Source organism: Pelagerythrobacter marensis (assembly GCF_001028625.1).
Lineage (GTDB): Bacteria > Pseudomonadota > Alphaproteobacteria > Sphingomonadales > Sphingomonadaceae > Pelagerythrobacter > Pelagerythrobacter marensis.
Map to the genome: position 1 here is coordinate 1914717 of NZ_CP011805.1, position 18080 is coordinate 1932796.

Sequence of the window (18080 nt, forward strand, 5' to 3'; positions counted from 1 at the left end):
AATTGAAATCGTAATCTCGACAGGTTCTTATGTCCGATCATCTTCGTATTCTCGTCGCCGAAGACGAGTTCATCGTGGCTTTCGATTTATGCGATACGGTCAAGGAGGCCGGATTCGAAGTCGAAGGCCCGCATTCGGAAATTTCCACCGCAATGCTCGCCGTCCAGAAGGCGCGCCCCGATCTCGCCATTCTGGATGTTCGCCTGGAAGACGGCGACAGTTTCAGGCTGGCCGAAGCGCTCATGGCGGAAGACGTGCCGGTCATCTTTCACTCCGGCCAGTTCAGCCCGGATGAAGTGCGCCAGCGCTATCCGACCGCGATTGCCTGCGCCAAGCCATGCCCGCCCAACCTGATGCTGGAAAAGGTTCAGCAGGCGCTTTCGACGACCCACTAGGGTCGCTGCCGGGCGTGACGGGAGCTTCCTGCGCCCCAAGGATTTCTCCGTGACAGAACCGGCGTCTCCGCCCCGCAGCTGCGGAGCGCGGACTTGTCGTGCCTGCGCAAGCCTGCAAAGGAGAGCGAGACAGTTACAGGAGAAACCATGGCCGGAATGGTGCCGTTCAACTGGCAGGACCCGTTCGATCTGGATGGGCAGCTGACCGAAGACGAACGAATGATCCGCGATGCCGCGCGCGGCTTTGCGCAGGGCGAGCTTCAGCCGCGCGTGCAGCAGGCGTTCCGCGACGAAGCCGACGCGCCCGAACTGTTCCCCCTGATGGGCCGCGCCGGACTGCTCGGCGCCACGATACCGGAGGAATTCGGCGGCGCCGGTGCCGGCTACGTCGCCTATGGCCTGATCGCGCGCGAGATCGAGCGGGTCGATTCGGGTTACCGGTCGATGGCCTCGGTCCAGTCCAGCCTCGTCATGTATCCGATCCACGCTTACGGCTCGCAGGAACAGCGGCAGAAGTACCTGCCCGGCCTCGCCAGCGGCGAGCTGATCGGATGTTTCGGCCTGACCGAGCCCGACGCCGGTTCCGACCCGGGCGCGATGAAGACTTACGCGAAGAAGGATGGCGACGGCTATTCGCTGTCCGGTTCCAAGACCTGGATTTCGAACGCCCCCTTCGCCGATGTCTTCGTCGTCTGGGCGAAGAGCGAGGCGCACGGCGGCGCGATCCGCGGCTTCGTGCTGGAAAAGGGCATGGCCGGCCTCTCGGCACCGAAGATTGAAGGCAAGCTGAGCCTGCGCGCTTCCACCACCGGCATGATCGTGATGGACGAAGTCAAGGTTGGCGCCGATGCCCTCTTGCCCGAGGTGCAGGGATTGAAGGGCCCGTTCGGCTGTCTCAACCGCGCGCGCTACGGCATTTCGTGGGGCGCGATGGGTTCGGCCGAATTCTGCCTGGAGGCAGCGCGCCAGTATGGCCTTGATCGGCAGCAGTTTGGCGTACCGCTTGCCTCCAAGCAGCTTTATCAGCTCAAACTGGCCAACATGACCAGCGAGATCGCCCTCGGCCTCCAGGCCAGCCTGCGCGTTGGCCGCCTGATGGACGAAGGGCGGTTCGCGCCCGAAATGATCTCGGTCGTGAAGCGCAACAATGTGGGCAAGGCGCTCGACATCGCCCGCGCCGCGCGCGACATGCACGGCGGCAACGGCATTTCCGATGAATATCAGGTAATCCGCCACATGGTGAACCTCGAAACGGTCAATACTTACGAGGGCACGCACGATGTCCACGCGCTGATCCTGGGGCGGGCGATCACGGGGATCGCGGCGTTCTGATGAAGCTCCACGGATACTATCGCAGCTCGACCAGCTATCGCCTGCGCATCGCGCTGAACCTGAAGCGGCTGGATTACGAGTACGTCCCGGTGAACCTGCTCGCCGGGGAACAGGCGAGCGAGGCCTTCGCCGCTCGCAATCCTTTCGCTAGCGTGCCCCTGCTGGAGGCGGACGGGCGCGACCGGGCGCAGTCGATGGCGCAGCTGGAATGGCTGGACGAAGCCTATCCGCAGCATCCGCTGCTGCCGACCGATCCCGAACAGCGTTTCACCGTGCGCGAACTGGCCTATGCCATCGCGACCGAAACCCACGCGCCCAACAATCTTCAGGTTCTGAAGTATCTGAAGGCCAATTTCGGCGCTTCGCAGGATCAGGTCGATACCTGGTACCGCCACTGGCTGTCGCGCACGTTCGTGCCGGTGGAGGCGCGACTGGAGCAGCTGGGCACCGGGGACTTCCTGTTCGACAGTCCCGGCCTGTTCGAAGTCGTCCTGCTGCCACAGCTTTATAACGCGCGCCGTTTCTCGCTCGACCTGTCGGCCATGCCGCGGATCGAGCGGATCGAGACGGCCTGCCTCGCGCTCGAACCTTTCCAGCGCGCCCACCCCGACAACCAGCCGGACAACCCGGAAAAAGGACAGGACACATGAAGCTCGCAAGCCTCAACGACGGAACCCGCGACGGCAAGCTGATCGTCGTCTCGCGCGATATCACCCGCTACTGCGCGGCCGACAATATCGCGCCCACGATGCAGTATGCGCTCGATAACTGGGCCGAAGTCGCCCCCAAGCTGGAAGTGCTCTACCGCGATGTCGAGCACGAGACGGTGCCGTGCGAGCGGTTCCACGAGCGCGAGGCACATTCGCCGCTGCCGCGCGCCTATCAGTGGGCCGATGGCTCGGCCTACATCAATCACGTGGAACTGGTGCGCAAGGCGCGCGGGGCCGAAGTGCCCGAGAGCTTCTATCACGATCCGCTGATGTATCAGGGCGGCTCGGACGACTTCCTGCCCCCGCGGGCGGACATCCCGCTGAAGGACACCGCCTGGGGCTGCGACATGGAAGGCGAGATCGCCTGCATCGTCGACGATGTGCCGATGGGCGTTTCGGCAGAAGACGCGGCGGGGCACATCAAGCTGCTGATGCTGGTCAACGACGTGTCGCTGCGCGGCCTGATCCCCGGCGAGCTGGCCAAGGGCTTCGGTTTCTTCCAGTCCAAGCCGGCCACGGCCTTCAGCCCGGTGGCGGTGACGCCGGACGAGCTTGGCGATGCCTGGCGCGGCAACGTGGTCCATCACCCGCTGATGGTCGATTACAACGGCCAGCCGTTCGGCCGCGCGAATGCCGGGCAGGACGCGACCTTCAGTCTGGCCGAACTGGTCGCCCATGCGGCCAGGACGCGCAACCTGGGCGCAGGCGCAATCATCGGATCGGGCACGGTGTCCAACCAGGGGCCCGAAGGCGATCCCGGCAAGCCGGTGGCCGAAGGCGGGGCCGGCTATTCGTGCATTGCCGAAATCCGGATGATCGAAACGATCGCCCAGGGCGAAGCGAAAACCCGCTTCATGGCACCGGGCGACACAGTGGCGATCTGGATGGAAGACGAGGCCGGGCATTCGATCTTCGGCAAGATCGAACAGGAAGTGGTTCAGGCCTGACCCGGTCTGCGGTGCACGGCGCCTGCCGCTGACAGGCCCGTTACCGACAGCGATGGCCGATAAAGAGATGGCCATGCCGCCCGGCCGGAGGGGACCGGGCGACATGGCCGGCCCACGTAAAACGCGGGCTGGGGGGGCTCAGAATCCCATGCGGATGGTTCCCCGCAGGGTGAAACCGACATCGTCGTGGCGCTCTTCCGCTCCAGCTTCGCCGGAGATGGTGAAGGCTTCATCGCCGCCAAGAGCACGCAGGCGCGCATACCAGCCGTTGGCGCTCTGCTCTGCCTGCAGTGTGAAGGGGTCCCCGTCTTCGAACTGCGCGGTGGTATCGCCCAGCGAACCGCCGACAACCTCGCGCCAGCCGCCTTCGCCTTCGATCCGGAACCAGGTCCGGTCACGCGCGCGCATACCCTTGAAATCGACACCCAGCGTCAGGCCGCCGTTCACGGCAAATTCGTCGCTGGTGCGTTCCGAAACGGTGAGGTTCAGCCCTTCACCGCCGGTGTCGGTATAACCGTCTTCCTTCAAGCGCACGTAATCGAAGCTGACTGCGGGCCGGAAGAAGAAGAACTGGCTGCCGCCCTCGAACGAGGCGCCACCCATGAAGCTGGTGACGGTCCCGTCCCATTCCCGCTCGATATCGCGCGAGATGGTCTCATCCCCCACAGTGGCGTCGAAATGGCGGGTGCCGTCGAAATCGACCATGCCGATCCCGGCGCGAGCGAACGTCTGCAGCCCGCCCCACTTGCCGACCCAGTGCGCGGCCACTTCGTAAGTTCCCGAATGGACCGCGCTCGTGTCGCCGATGTCGTGGCGGTTCCACAGATAGGTGACGGTCCCGCCGAACCTGCCGAGGCTGGTCGCGATCTCGGCACCGGCGGCAAAGCCCAGGCCGCTCTGGTCGTAAGCGGCGGTTTCGCCCTGCTCCTTCTGCGATCCCCAGCCACCGGCATCGAAGATCAACTGGATTTTCGACTCCGGTTCGATCGGTCCCTGCGGATCGGTCAGGAAGCGCGACATCGTGCGGGTGCCCAGGCTCACGCCTTCGAACGCGCCACCGGCATGATCGGGCAGCATGAGCGTGACGGTATCGCGGAAGGAATCCCCATCGGTGATGTTGAGGAACACGCCCGCAATCTCGTCGTCTTCGCCCAGGGCATCGAGGATCGCGCCGTAAGCCGCCGATTGCGAGCGGTTGAGCCCCAGTTCGGTGCCGGTCTTGCGCTCGATATCGACTGCAAGTTCGTTCGCCGCCTCGGCATCGATCGTCGCCTTGTACATGAACGGCAGCAGCGAACTGTCGCCTTCAAGCTCTTCCCCGATCTGCAGATCGTCCGCCGTCAGAACGACATAGCGCCCTTCGGCATCGTCGATGTCCGCCAGGCGGAACCGCAGTTTGGCGCCATCATCGAACGTGGCCGTCCCGGCGACATCGATCAGCGTGCCTTCGCCCGCGTCTTTGTCCAGCGTCACGTCGAGGATCGCGCCCGAAGCCATGTCGAGCGACCCGATCGCGGTCGGCCTGGAAAGGCCGAGGACACCGCCGTCGACTTTGACCGCGAGATTGGCGGCATTGGTCAGCGAACCGGTGAACCGGGCCGATCCGGCGAGCGTCAGCTCGTCCGCACCGCCGCCGAAATCGACCGTGCCGTCGAACACGGATTTGCCGGCAAGGCTCATGGTATCGCCGCCGTCGCCGAACACGACGTTCCCGGTCTGCTTGGCATCGCCGGACAGGGCGAGCGTGTTGTCGCCGCCGCCGAAGGTGACTTCGCCGTCGACCGTCCCGTCGGCAATTTCGAAAGTGTCGTCGCCGCTGCCGAACAGGACATTGCCCTTGATCGAGGGCGCATCCTTGCCCGACGCCACTTCGGTCTGGCGCACGGTTGCGCCGGCCGTGTTGGCCGACAGGTCGATCGCAACATTGCGATCCGAATCCTTATCGGCGCCGGTGGCGGAAATCGCACCGCTGTTCTCGACCAGTTCGACCCCGCCGCTGTGATCGACGATCGCGGTCGCAGTGCCATCCTCACCCGAAACGGTGGCCTTGATCGTGCCGGAGTTGCGGATGGTTTCGACATTGGCGCCTTCGTCCACCACCACGGCCACGGCCGACGATTCGTCGTCGCTGCCGGCGCTGGCGCTGATCGTCCCCGAATTGCGGATCTCGGGCACGGTTGCGTCGGCACCGATCCGCAGGGCGGTCGCCTCTGCCGCGCCGACCGCTTTAGCGGCCACCGTGCCGGAAATTGCCATTCCGCCGGCAATATCGACCGCGCCGCCGCGCCCGCCGATCACGAGGCCATTGCCGTCGACGCCCGAGTAAACGCCCGATCCGCCGATTTCACCTTCGATGATGAGGCCGAAGTCGTTGCCGCTTCCCGCCACCGAACCGATGGCGATGTCCCGGTCTTCGGCGCCGATCACCATCGCGGGGGCTTCGCCGGCGGAAACGATCTTGGCCGTGCCTTCCTTGTCGTCGTCGATCCCGTCGCCGTCTTCGTCGTCGTTACCCGAATCGCTATCCTTGGGCGCCGCGGCGAGGACGATGCCACCGGTGACGTCGCCTTCGATGACGAGAGCCGATCCGCCCTGCAGCTTGTCGTCGGCGTCGAGCTTCGACTGATCGGATGGCGGCGTGGGGTAACGATATCCGGTGGAGGTGATTTCGCCCTGGACGACCATCGCGCCATCGACATCGCCGCCGAACTGCGCGCCGATTGCGCCTTCGCCGCGGACCGTTACTTTGCCGGCCAGGCGAACGTCGCCGTCAATGTCCTGCGTGCGAACGCCCACGGAATCGGTCCCGGTGACAGTCGTTTCACCGTCATGGGTAAAATCGCCGGTCAGTGTCCCGCCCAGCACGATACCGGCGGAATCGTTGCCTTCGACCACGATCTTGCCGCTGTTGGAAATGTCCCCGGTATGCGCGCCAAGCGTGCGAATTCCGGCCCGGCCCGTGCCGACCGCGAAGGGCCCGTCCAGGTCGCCGTCGTTATCGATATCTTCGGGCGTGTAGGTTTCGTCGATCGTGATCGTGCCCGAATTGACGATATCGCCAGTGGTGCCCGCCTCGGCAGCGATACCGGTCGCGCCGTCGGCGTTGGTGATCTTGATATCGCCTTCGTTGGTGACCGTGTGATCGCTGTCCATTGTGACCGCAGTGCCCCCCGACACCACGACCGAACCATCATCGTCGATACGGATCGAATCGGGCGACCCGTCTTTCACTGTCGAGGTTCGCACTGGCTGGGTCCGGTCGTCCGAGATCACGGTCTGGGCGGCCAGCGGCGTGGCAAGTGCGGCAATCGCAGTCGTGGCGAGCAAGTAGCGGTTCATGGGTCCTCCGGTCAGTTATTGACCGCAAGACGGAGCCGCCGGCGGCCAGCCTTGGCCGGAATGCAGGAATTTTTTACCGTGCTGGAAATACCCGCCGGATCGCCCGCCAGCTTGCCCTAGAACGAAAGGTCCAGCCCCAGGCGGAACGTTCGCGGACGCAGCGGCGTGATCTGGTCCCGCCCGATATCGAACGGGGTGCCCAACGCGAACCGGTTGCCTTCGGTATCGAAGATGTTGGAGATGCCAAGCGACAGGCCCATCGCCTCTCGCCCGATGCGGACGGTCAGCCCGCTGTCGAGATAATCGCCCTGCTCCTCCCCCAATTCGGGGCCGATGCCCAGGCGCGATTTGCCGACGTAGCGGGTCCAGCCCTGCGCGGCGAGTGTCAGGTCGCCGCGCAGCTGCCGCTGATAATCGAACCCCGCGCGAACATTGATGTTCGCGATGTTGGGCACTTGTCCGATCCGGCTGGCTTCCAGCGGTCGCGGGCTGTCGATCCGGCTGTCGTTCCACGATACGCCGCCTTCGATCCGCAAATCGCGCGTTATCGCCACGCCGCCCGACAGTGTGGCCGTCCAGACCTGGCCATCGCCGATATTGGCCGTGGTCGGCAAGCCGACCGGATCGATGAAATCCGCCTGGATATCCCGCCAGCGGGTGAAAGCGAGACTGCCGGCCAGATCGAACGGCCCAGTGCCGGGCTGACCGTGGCGCGCGCCGATTTCGAACGTCGCAGTGCGATCGCTGCGGAACCGGCGGACGAAATCGCCATCGATCGCGAGCCCGCCGGGCCGGAACCCTTCCTGATACTTGATGTACAGCGCCGTATCCGCGATCGGGCTGGCGCTCAGCGAAAGCGAGGGCAGGAACACCGTTTCATGGCGCTGGGCGGTCACCTCCGCGCGCAACAGGGCCAGGAACTGATCGACATCCTCACCCTGTCCGCCCAATTCGGACCGGGTGACCCGCCCGCCTGCCGTGGCGACGAGACCCTGCCGCAGGCGATAGCTGGCTTCGCCGTAAACCGTCAGTTCGTCCACGGTGTTGCGCACACCCGTGCTCGATGTGGACATCGAGCTGACGTTTGCCGTCCCGATCGTATCGAACCCGCGGGTCAGCTCGCTCCGGCTGCCGGTATAGCTCGCGCCCAGAACCCAGCCGAGGCGATCTTCCATCGGTTGCCAGACGCGGGTTTCGTTGGCGATCATGCGCGAATCGTTGTCCTGCACGAACAACCGCGTGTCCTCGCCCGGGCGGGTTGCGTCATAGCGTTCCTGAAGGGTCTGCCGCACGATGCCGGTGGAAGAACGGAAGCGCACCGATCCCAGCCGGCCGCTTACGACCACCTGCCCCTGCAGATAATCGGCGTCGAAGCCTTCGGTGACATTGGCCATGCGGACCAGCGGGGGCCCTTCGCGATCGGCATACTGGCTGTCCCGGCCTTCGGTCCACTGGCCCAGGCCGATCAGGTCGACCGTCCAGTCCCCGCCGGCATCGAACCGGGCCATCGCCCGCCCGCCATAGATGTTCGTGCGGTTCACATCGTCACGGCCGATCAGCGGCTTGTCGATATAGCCGCCCTGGCTTTCCGCATCGAACACCGCGCGCAAGGTCAGCCTTTCGCCTGCCAGCGGAAGGTTCATCACCGCGCCCGCGTCAGCACCCATCGCGCCGTGCTGGGTCGCGGAACCGCCGACACTGCCCGAAACGGCGGCCACGCCCGGTTCCGGCTCGTTCGGCACCAGGCGAATGATCCCGCCCAGCGATCCTGCACCGTAAAGCGTGCCCTGCGGCCCCTCCAGCACTTCGACCCGTTCCATGTCTGACAGGCGCAAGTCGGGATCGGGCGAGTTGTAGCTCAGCCGCAAGTCGCCAAGATATTGCCCGACTGTCGCCTGCGTGGGGCCGGTGAAGCTCGAATCCGCGATGCCGCGGATGAACAGCTTGTTCCGTCCGCTGCCCAGATAGGTCGACGTGACGCTGGCGACGCGATCGGCGATCCGGTCGGTGCCCACGGGGCCACCCAGGGAAAGCGAATCGCCATCGAGGATCGTGATCTGGCCCGCATAGTCGCGCAGCCGCACGTCGCGCTTGCTGGCAAGAACCACGATCGGCATCGTCCCCACGCCCGGCGGGGGGAGCGCGGGCGGCGCGGCGGCAGCCCGTGCCGGCGTGCGGGACGCAGCGTGGGCAACAGGCGCGCGGCGCTGATCGGCGACCAGTCGCCAGCCCAGCGATCCGGCGGCGACCGGCCGCGCGCCGATGGCCCGCGCGAGCCGCCTGACGGCTTCTTCCGCACTGTACCGGCCGCGTATTGCGGGCACCTGTCGCGCGGCCAGATCGGGCGCGGATATGACGATGCTGGTTCCGGTCTGACGTGCAATCGCCGCTGCCGCATCGCTCGCCCGCCCCGCCGGCACGTCGACGCGCCGCTCTTCCGCCTGAACGGCGGTGGCGGCGAGAAGTACGGCCAGAACTATTGGCAGACGGTAAGGCATCGTCAGCGGCGATCGATCATCCAGCTATCCCCCTCCTGCCGCACGGCGACGCCGAACAGCGGCCCCACGGCCTGCGGGTCCTGCGCCAGCGGAGCAAGCGCGACGCTGCCCGTCACGCGTTGCGCGGCCACCGCGGGCGCTGCGGCAAAGGCAATCCCGGTGCTGGCGGAAAGCTCGCGCGCGATGTCACCCAGCGGCGCGTCGTCGAATGTCAGATGGCCGGTTCGCCATTCGCCGATCCGTGCAACCGGCCTGGTGCTGCGGCTATAGGCATCGCTGCCGTCGGTCACGCTCAGCATATCGCCGGGTTCGAGCCGGGCCAGCTTGCGCTTCGGATTGACCAGGACGACACCTTCGGAAACGGCCACATTCGTGGTCTGCCCTGTGCGGGTCACGTCGAAGACGGTCCCGGCGTCAACCAGGGTCTGTTCCCCCACGGTAACGACGAAGGGATCGCTGTCGTCGTGGCGGACGGTGAACAGGGCGCGTCCACGTTCCAGCGCGGCGAAACGCGGCCGATCGCGGTCGAGCGTCACGCGCGCACCGCCCCCCAGGGCAATCTCGCTCCCGTCGTCCAGCGGCACGATCATCGTTTCGCCCGCCGCCGTCTCGATCACGTAACCCGATCCGCGCAGCTGGAGGAATCCGACCATGGCCACCAGAACCACCGTGGCCGCCAGTGCGAGCCAGCGCCATTGCCCCGCCGAAGACGCGGCGACGCCGACGCCGACCGCACTCTGGCCGATCTCGACCGACAAAACATCGTCGTTGACCGCCCGCGATTGGAGATCGGCGTCGGCCGCATCCGCCACCGCCGCCATTGCCCTGTCATAGGCGCGCGCATGTTCGGGGTCCGCCTCCAGCCACAGGGTGAAGGCTTCCCAATCCTCGAAAGAGGGGTCGCCGGTTTTCACGGCCCAGGCAATTGCGTCTTCGATCATCCGGTCACCTTGCCCCATTGCGAGCCCCTTTCGCAGACAAGACGGAGTCGTTCGTCTCAATCCTCATTCAGCCGCTCCCTGATCTCCAGAAGAGCGCGGTAGGCACGGCGCAAGTCGCTTTCCACCGTACTCAGGCTAACGCCGAATTCCTCGGCCACGGCCTTCTGCGGCACGCCGTCGATCCGGTGGCGGCGAAAAATCCCCGCCGGGCGCGGGCCCAGGGCATCGAGTGTTTCGGCCACGATCCGCGCATGCTGGCGGCCGATCAGAACCCTCTCGCCCGAAGGTGCATCGGAAACGCCGGGGATGGCCGCGCCCGCCGCCTCGCTCCACGCCTGCTCCCGCTTGCGTGCCTGACGTTCGGAGCGATAGCGGTCGATCATCACCAGATCGGCGGTACGGAACAGATAGGCCATCGGCGAAGCCAGCGGCCCTGGGCGCGCGGCGGCAATCTTCAACCAGACCTCTTGCACCAGATCTTCCGCAGCGTCGCCCGCCCCGCGCGCGCGCAGGAAACGCACCAACCGCTCGCGATTCGCGAGAAAGGCGGCTTCCAGACCGTTTGGAGCGGGATTGCTGGTCACGGACAAAACCTCATTGGCGGCGGCGCGCGATACGGCAAATCCCGTTGCGGGGGAAGACGGCATGGCCTGATGCAGGGGCTCCTGCCGTCCGCACCGAATGATCGACATCGCCCGCCTTGTGCCCATTCATATATCGGGTATGGTGTTTCAACACGACCCGCAAACGGGCGATGACGGTGGGGAGGACGCAATGATCCGCGAGCTGGAGATCGAACCTGCGTTGCAGGTCACGCGCGTTCGAATGACGGGACTCGGCACGACCGGCCTGGCATCGATCAGCGCGACCGCCGCACGGTCCGGCGCCAGCGATCAGAACAAGCAGTATCTCCGCCCCCTTCCCGCGAGCGAAAGCAGCGCGACGCGGCCCCGGGGCCCCGCCCGATAATTTGTTGAGGAGAATCGAATGGCCACCCAGCCCGATGTGAAAGCCCCCGATGCGGACGATGCCTTCCGCGAAGAGGTGCGCCAGTTCCTGGCCGCGAACTTCCCGCCCGAGCTCAAGGGCAAGGGAAACGCGCTCGCCAGTGTTGAGGGGCCGGCGCAGGAAAGCGACGCCCAGCGCAAGTGGCGCGAGGCGATGGGCGAACGCGGCTGGGGCACGCCCACCTGGCCGCGCGAATACGGCGGCGGCGGGCTGCCCCGGCGCCAGGCGCGCATTCTCGACGAGGAGATGGGCCGCGTCGGTGCCTATAATCCGATCGGCGGCATGGGCGTCATGATGTTCGGCCCCACCCTGCTCGAATACGGCAGCGAGGCGCAGAAGAAGGAACACATCCCGCCCATCTGCCGGGGGGAAATCCGCTGGTGTCAGGGATATTCGGAACCCAATGCCGGCTCCGACCTCGCCAACCTGCAGACTTTTGCGGAAGACAAGGGCGATCATTATCTGGTGAACGGCCAGAAGACCTGGACCAGCGGCGGCCAGTGGGCCGACAAGTGCTTCGCCATCGTCCGCACCGACAAGAGCGACAAACATCGCGGAATCAGCTTCCTGCTGATGGACATGGATGCCCCGGGGGTGGAAGTGCGCCCGATCCAGATGATCAGCGGGATGAGCCCGTTCTGCGAAACCTTCTTCACCGATGTGAAGGTACCCAAGGAAAACCTGGTCGGCGAGGAAGGCCAGGGCTGGACCATCGGCAAGCGCCTGCTTCAGCACGAACGGACCAATCTGTCGGGCGGCGGCAGTCTGGCCCGGATGATGGGCGCGAGCCTTTCCGACCTGGCGAAGAAGTATGTCGAGACCGACGACAGCGGCGCGATTGCCGACAGGGTTCTTCGCGACCGGATCGCCGATTTCGAAATCCGCTGGAACGCCTTCCTCCTCACCGCGCGGCGGGCAGTGGAAGAGAGCAAGGCAGCCGGCGGCGTCTCGGAAATCAGTTCCGTGCTCAAGAAACTGGGCACCAAACTGGGCCAGGAACGGGCCGAACTGATGATCGAGATCATGGGCTTCCAGGGCCTTGGCTGGGAAGGCGAAGGCTTTTCCGAAGCCGAGCTGGCCGGCGTGCGCGCCTGGCTCTTCGGCAAGGCGACGACGATCTACGGCGGTTCGACCGAAATCCAGAACAACATCATCGCCAAGCGCGTGCTTGGCATGCTCGACCATCAGTAAGGGGCGCGAAAGATCATGGCGGTTCTCAACGAAGAACAGGAAATGCTGCGCGACATGGCGCGCGAATGGGCAACCAACGAAAGCCCGGTGGCGGCTTTCCGCAAGATCCGCGCGAGCGGCGATCCCGAGGCGTTCGACCGCGACGCCTATGGCGCAATGGCGCAAATGGGCTGGAGCGGGATCATCGTGCCGGAAGAGCATGGCGGGTCCGATTTCGGCTGGCTTTCGGCCGGCCTTGTGGTGGAGGAACTGGGCAAGACCCTGACCGCCAGCCCGCTGATCGCAACGACACTGGCCGCGGCGGCCATCGTGCTGGGCGGTAGCGACGAACAGAAGGCCAAATGGCTGCCGCGCCTCGCCAGTGGGGAGACGATCGGGACCCTGGCGATCGACGAGGGCCCCCGGCACGATCCGGCGAAGCTGTCGGCGAGCGTTTCGGGCGGAAAGCTCTCGGGCACCAAGGCCTTCGTGCACGAGGCACACGGTGCGGACCTGTTCGTGGTCGCCGCGGCCGACGGCCTCTATCTGGTGGAGAAAGGCGACGGCGTATCGCTCGCCACCCGCAAGCTGACCGACCAACGCAGCCATGCCGAAATCACTTTCGACGGCGCGCCGGCGGACAAGCTGGAGAACGGGGGCGACAGCCTGCTCGACGACGTGCTCGACCGGGCCCGCATCCTCACCGCCTGCGAGATGCTGGGCATGGCCCAGGCGGTGTTCGACATGACGCTCGACTATCTGAAGCAGCGCGTTCAGTTCAACCAGGTGCTGGCGACCTTCCAGGCGCTGCAACATCGCATGGCCGACCTGTTCGGCGACCTGGCGATGATGCGCTCCGCAGTGGAAGGCGGCCTGCAGGCGCTCGACATCGGCGTCGGTGCGTCCCGCGCGGCAATCATCGCCAAAGCCGAAGCGAACCGCGCGCTCCACCTGATAAGCCGCGAGGGCATCCAGCTTCACGGCGGGATCGGGATGACCGACGAATACGATGCCGGCTTCTACCTCAAGCGCGCCCGCGTGCTGGAGGCGATCTGGGGCAGCACGCCCTATCTGCGCGATCGCTTCGCCGGGGCCAGCGGTTACTAGGCCGGAAGCGGGCTGACTATTCGACCGGGGCGAGCAGACCGGTCGAAAGGGTGGTGGCGTAAGTCCGCACCGCAAGCTCGGGGTCGCCGAAGCGGTCCGCCCAGTTGCGCGCTTCGTAGGCACCGTTGAGTGTGGACATGATCACCTGGCTCGCCACCAGGGGATCGATCGGACGCACCGACCCATCGGCCACCCCATCGATCAGCATTCCGGCAAACCGCCGCGCAAGTCGGTTCGAACGGGTGACGACATCGAGCTTGTGATCGGTGTCGAGCGCCTGGAGCGCGGTCGTGCGGAGCAGCGGCATGGCGTCGAAGAACTGCACGTCCAGCAATTCCGCCAGCACGCTGGTGAGCCGGGTCCAGTAATCGGCGTCGACGGTCTGCCCGGCCATCTGCACGGATGAAAGCCGGTCGTAACTGCGCTGGAAACAGGACAGGACGAGATCGTCCTTGGCATCGTGATGGTGGTAGAAACTGCCCTTGGTCACGTTGAGCGATCGGGCGATGCGGTTGACCGATGCGCCGCGATAACCGCGCTGATTGATCGTAACCGTCGCAGCGCGCAGGAATTCATCGTTCTGGCTGGGCTTTGCATCCTCCCGCGTGCGCCAGTCTCCGCTGTCGAGCGTGCGCGGACGCCATTCGCCGGGCCGGGACGGGATGCCGTAAGCGAGAATGTCGAACATACGCTCGCTCACCCGGGGGAAATCGAGCGTGGAATAGCGCAGCGACCAGACCGGCCACCACATCATCGCTTCCAGCAGAACATGGGCCCGGGCGGAAAACAGCGCATGCGCGCGATCCGATTGCGGCTCTCCGAAGAAACCGCGCACCCGGCCCACGATTTCACGATACCGCGCAAGCAGCGGTGCCTGGGCCGCAGGATCGAGCGTGCGGATTTCCGACAGTGCGGCGACCAGCCCTCTCTCCCCCCGCCGAATGCGGGTGCGCAGCGCGACGTGTTCGTCGATATAGCGGCGCAGTCGTGCAGGCGGATCGGGTTCGGCCAGGGCATCGCTGGCGATCTGCCCCATCAGATCCAGCGTCGCCTCGTACACCGCGACGACGAGCTGTTCCTTGCGCGAGAAGTAATAGGTGATGCTGGTGGCGTTGAGCCCGATGGCACGCGCCACGTCCGACAGTGTCGTGGCCTTGACGCCTACCTCGTTGATCAGGACCGAGGCGGCATGGATGATAGCCTGGCGCTTCTCGCCGAACCGTCTCGTTTCCGCACTCTTGCTCGCCATCGGCTCCCCCGTTTCAGTTCCGTTACATCAGCCGGAGCCGAAGTGCCAAGCCGGCAGCGGTGCTATTCCCCCTCGAACAGCACAGACAGATCTTTCTTGAGAATTTTCCCGTTGGCGTTGCGCGGCAGGGTGTCTTCAACGAACACGATCCGGACGGGCACCTTGAATTTCGCCAGCCGGGCGGCAACCCAGGCCTGCAACTCTTCCTCGCTGGCGGTGCTCCCCGGCGCGAGATGGACCACGGCAGCCGGCTCTTCCCCCAACTGCAGGTGCGGCAGCCCGATCAGCGCGGCATCGGTTACCGCCGGATGATCGTAGAGGACGTTTTCGACTTCGGACGAATAGATGTTCTCCCCGCCACGGATGATCATGTCCTTCGCCCGATCGACGATGTAGCAGAACCCTTCTTCGTCCAGCCGCGCGAGATCGCCGGTGCGAACCCAGCCGTCGATAAACGTTGCGGCGGTCGCTTCGGGATTGTTCCAGTACCCCTTCACCACCATCGGGCCGCGCGCCCACAGCTCGCCCACTTCACCCGCGGGCAACTCGCGCTCGCCATCTTCGCTCATGATCTTGAGGTCGGCGACTGCGACCGGCGGGCCGCAGCTATCGGGACGGTTCAGGTAATCCTCGCTCGAATGCCCGGTCACCGTGGCCATCGTCTCGGTCATGCCCCAGCCATTGCCCGGCAGGGCGCCGAACACTTCGCGGATCTTGCGCACCAGTTCCGGCGCGGCGGGCGCGCCGCCATAGGCAATCGCTTCTATGCTGGAGAGGTCGTAATCCTTGCGCGCGGGGTGTTCGATCAGTTGCCAGGCGATCGTCGGCACCCCGCCGGTGACGTGGACTTTCTCGCGCTCGATAATCTCGAACGCCTTGATCGGGTCCCACTTGTGCATGAAGATCAGCGTGTTGCCCGCCGCGAGATTGCCCATCAGCGCAGCCGAACAGGCAGTGACGTGAAACAGCGGAATGACCGTGAGGCCGACCTTGTGCGCCGGCTCCGGCATTGCCTCGCCCCGGCGCAGAACGGCACAGGCCGCGGTGTAGCCGCTGGACAGGATATTGGTGCACAAGTTGCGGTGCGTGCCCAGCGCGCCCTTGGGGTTGCCGGTCGTGCCGCTGGTGTAGAAAATCGTCGCGTCATCATCCGGCGCGATCTCCACCTCGGGCAGTTCCATGACGGGCAGGTCGCGATAGCCGGGCGGCGCGCCAATCACATCTTCCAGTCGTTCGGTCCCGGACGGGGCAATTTCGCTGCGCGAAACCAGCACGGCTTCCAGATCCGGGCATTCGTTCCGGTGCGGGGAAATCCGCTCCCACCGCTCCTCGTCGCAGATCAGCGCGCGCGTGCCCGAATTGGCCAGGCCATAGGCGAGTTCCGGCCCCGTCCACCACGCGTTCAGCGGCACGCAAATCGCGCCGATCGTTGCAGCAGCGAAGAAAGCCACTGGCCATTCGGGCAGATTGCGCATCGCGACCGCAACCCGGTCGCCCTTCCCCACCCCGCGCGCCTGAAGCGCATGGGCCAGCGTGGCGACCGCGCGGAACCACGCATCGTAGGTGACGCGTTCGTCTTCGTAGATAGTGAACTCGCGATCGGCATACATCCGGCCGAGGAGAGCAATCGCACGCAAACTGGGCGGCGCGTTCTTCCATACGCGCGTCGGCACACCGCGTATGTCGACCGTTTCCATTTCGAACGGCTGGCCGGGCGCGGTCAGAATTTCGCGGCACTTGTCGCGCGAAATCACCGGCCAGCCTGCCGGCCGGGTCCAGCCGATGGCCGAAGCGAGATCGCCTGCCTGTGTCGCCATGATCAAAGCCCCCCGAACCGGCAGCCAGCGGGGCCGGGCAGCCATTGGGCACGGGCAATCCCGAAGGCGCCATCCCGTACTCTCGTCAGGGGCGTATGGGCGGTGGACACGATCGCGGCGTCGCGCATTTCGGGCAGGTTCCTCTCGTCTTTCGCTTGTGCGATTCTTGTTTGGCGATTTATGCAGATGCCGGGCACCGTGGCAAGGCGCGAGGCCCGATTTTCTGAATGTCAGGTATGAGGCTTCAAAAGCGCTTCAAATTGTCTATCGTCCATTGTCAGAAGAAAAGGTATGCCCTCTAGCGGGGCTGTGTGGGAGGGATCATGATCGAACTTGCGGACGCAGGGGAACTGGGCTTCGACAAGGCGCGTCTGGCCCGCATCGACGGCTTTCTGCAGGAAAGCTACATCGACACCGGCCGTCTGCCCTGCGCCCAGATCCTGGTCGCGCGCGAGGGGCGCCCGGTGCACTACGCCCATTTCGGCACCCTGTGCGAAGACGGCACGCCAATGCGCGAGGATGCGCTGTTCCGCATTGCCAGCATGACCAAGCCGGTGACTTCGATCGCCTTCATGCAACTGGTCGAACAGTGCCGTGTCGCCCTGGAGGACCCGGTCACCCGCGTCTTCCCCGAATTCGCCGATCTCACCGTCTATGCCGGGGGCGGAGGATCCGTCCCATTTGCGCCGGGCACGCCCGCCCCGCCGATGCGCTTCGTCGATCTGCTGACGCACATGTCGGGCTTCACCTATGGCCTGCAGAACCGCACCAATATCGATGCGCTCTATCGCGACGAGAACCTAGATTTCGCGCGCGACCACCTTGACTCGGATGGCTACGTGGAAAAGCTGGCGCGCCTGCCGCTGGAATTCGCGCCCGGCACCGGATGGAACTATTCGGTTTCGACCGATGTGCTGGGCATCGCGGTCGAACGGCTGAGCGGGATGCGGCTGGGCAATTACCTCGCCGAACACGTCTTCGGCCCGCTGGGCATGACCGACACAGCCTTCGGCGCGGGGGACGCAGGGGCGGAACGGCTGGCCGATGCATACGCCTATCAGCCGGGCAAGGCCCCGCGCATGGTTGATGCCGGGGCGACCAGCAAGCTCAACCGCACCGGCACTTTCGACAGCGGCGGCGGCGGTTTGATCGGCACGATCGCGGACTACCATCGGTTCGCGGCGATGCTGGCGAATGGCGGCGCGCTGGGCGATACCCGGATCGTTTCGCCCAAGACGCTGCGGCTGATGCGGACCAATCACCTGCCGGGCGGCGCCGACCTGACCGAAATGTCGCGCAGCCTGTTTTCGGAATCGCACAATGCCGGCACCGGTTTCGGACTGGGTTTCGCCATGGTAATCGACCCGGCAAGAACGCTGATGCCCGCCAGCAAGGGCGAATTCTACTGGGGCGGCGCCTATTCGACCGCCTTCTTCGTCGATCCGGTGGAGGATGTGACCATGGTCTTCATGACGCAGCTCTACCCCTCGTCCGCCTATCCCATTCGCCGCCAGCTCAAGACACTGATCTACGCGGCGCTGACACACAGCAAAGTCTGAAGGAGAAA

The 18080-nt window shown here is 65.3% G+C and carries 14 protein-coding genes; 8 read left to right on the forward strand and 6 right to left on the reverse strand.

Features of this window, described 5'->3' with window-relative positions:
- The first annotated feature begins 29 nt into the window (after positions 1-29).
- The 4 genes from AM2010_RS09150 to AM2010_RS09165 all read left to right on the forward strand — a co-directional run bounded on the left by AM2010_RS09150 (position 30) and on the right by AM2010_RS09165 (position 3384).
- Positions 30-395 carry a response regulator gene (locus AM2010_RS09150; RefSeq protein ID WP_047806803.1) on the forward strand — a complete coding sequence of 122 codons (366 nt, stop codon included), beginning with the start codon at positions 30-32 and terminating at the stop codon, positions 393-395.
- Between the two features lie 156 nt (positions 396-551).
- Positions 552-1727 carry an acyl-CoA dehydrogenase gene (locus AM2010_RS09155; RefSeq protein ID WP_047807855.1) on the forward strand — a complete coding sequence of 392 codons (1176 nt, stop codon included), beginning with the start codon at positions 552-554 and terminating at the stop codon, positions 1725-1727.
- Positions 1727-2377 (forward strand): maleylacetoacetate isomerase, encoded by a 651-nt coding sequence (gene maiA, locus AM2010_RS09160; protein WP_047806804.1) that lies wholly within the window; start codon positions 1727-1729, stop codon positions 2375-2377. Before AM2010_RS09155 ends, maiA begins: the two co-directional genes overlap by 1 nt.
- The gene (locus AM2010_RS09165; RefSeq protein WP_047806805.1) at positions 2374-3384 is read left to right on the forward strand and encodes a fumarylacetoacetate hydrolase family protein; all 1011 of its coding nucleotides are present in this window, start codon (positions 2374-2376) and stop codon (positions 3382-3384) included. The genes maiA and AM2010_RS09165 overlap by 4 nt, the downstream gene beginning before the upstream one ends.
- A gap of 138 nt (positions 3385-3522) precedes the next feature.
- On the opposite strand, the gene AM2010_RS09170 is transcribed toward AM2010_RS09165, so the two are convergent.
- The 4 genes from AM2010_RS09170 to AM2010_RS09185 all read right to left on the reverse strand — a co-directional run bounded on the left by AM2010_RS09170 (position 3523) and on the right by AM2010_RS09185 (position 10746).
- The gene (locus tag AM2010_RS09170; RefSeq protein ID WP_047806806.1) at positions 3523-6723 is read right to left on the reverse strand and encodes an autotransporter family protein; all 3201 of its coding nucleotides are present in this window, start codon (positions 6721-6723) and stop codon (positions 3523-3525) included.
- A 116-nt stretch (positions 6724-6839) separates the two neighbouring features.
- Positions 6840-9221: a TonB-dependent receptor gene (locus AM2010_RS09175; protein ID WP_047806807.1), complete on the reverse strand. Its 2382-nt coding sequence runs from the start codon at positions 9219-9221 to the stop codon at positions 6840-6842.
- Positions 9222-9223: 2 nt separating this feature from the next.
- Positions 9224-10162, reverse strand: coding sequence for a FecR family protein (locus AM2010_RS09180; protein WP_053044029.1), 939 nt, complete (start codon positions 10160-10162; stop codon positions 9224-9226).
- Between the two features lie 56 nt (positions 10163-10218).
- On the reverse strand, positions 10219-10746 hold the full coding sequence (locus tag AM2010_RS09185) for an RNA polymerase sigma factor (protein ID WP_047807856.1): 528 nt from the start codon (positions 10744-10746) through the stop codon (positions 10219-10221).
- Between the two features lie 97 nt (positions 10747-10843).
- On the opposite strand from AM2010_RS09185, the gene AM2010_RS09190 reads away from it, so the two are divergent.
- From AM2010_RS09190 to AM2010_RS09200, 3 genes are read left to right on the forward strand one after another with little or no spacing between them, the layout of a single operon-like run.
- The gene (locus AM2010_RS09190; protein WP_047806809.1) at positions 10844-11131 is read left to right on the forward strand and encodes a hypothetical protein; all 288 of its coding nucleotides are present in this window, start codon (positions 10844-10846) and stop codon (positions 11129-11131) included.
- Positions 11132-11149: 18 nt separating this feature from the next.
- Positions 11150-12361 carry an acyl-CoA dehydrogenase family protein gene (locus tag AM2010_RS09195; RefSeq protein ID WP_047806810.1) on the forward strand — a complete coding sequence of 404 codons (1212 nt, stop codon included), beginning with the start codon at positions 11150-11152 and terminating at the stop codon, positions 12359-12361.
- 15 nt (positions 12362-12376) lie between these two features.
- Entirely contained in the window at positions 12377-13447 is a 1071-nt protein-coding gene (locus AM2010_RS09200; RefSeq protein WP_047806811.1) for an acyl-CoA dehydrogenase family protein, read from the forward strand.
- A 16-nt stretch (positions 13448-13463) separates the two neighbouring features.
- Here AM2010_RS09200 and AM2010_RS09205 read toward each other — a convergent pair whose 3' ends face one another.
- Positions 13464-14696: a TetR/AcrR family transcriptional regulator gene (locus AM2010_RS09205; RefSeq protein ID WP_047806812.1), complete on the reverse strand. Its 1233-nt coding sequence runs from the start codon at positions 14694-14696 to the stop codon at positions 13464-13466.
- 62 nt (positions 14697-14758) lie between these two features.
- On the reverse strand, positions 14759-16513 hold the full coding sequence (locus AM2010_RS09210; protein WP_047807857.1) for a class I adenylate-forming enzyme family protein: 1755 nt from the start codon (positions 16511-16513) through the stop codon (positions 14759-14761).
- Between the two features lie 323 nt (positions 16514-16836).
- Between AM2010_RS09210 and AM2010_RS09215 the strand changes: the two genes are divergently transcribed.
- The gene (locus AM2010_RS09215) at positions 16837-18072 is read left to right on the forward strand and encodes a serine hydrolase domain-containing protein (RefSeq protein WP_047807858.1); all 1236 of its coding nucleotides are present in this window, start codon (positions 16837-16839) and stop codon (positions 18070-18072) included.
- Positions 18073-18080 lie beyond the last annotated feature (8 nt).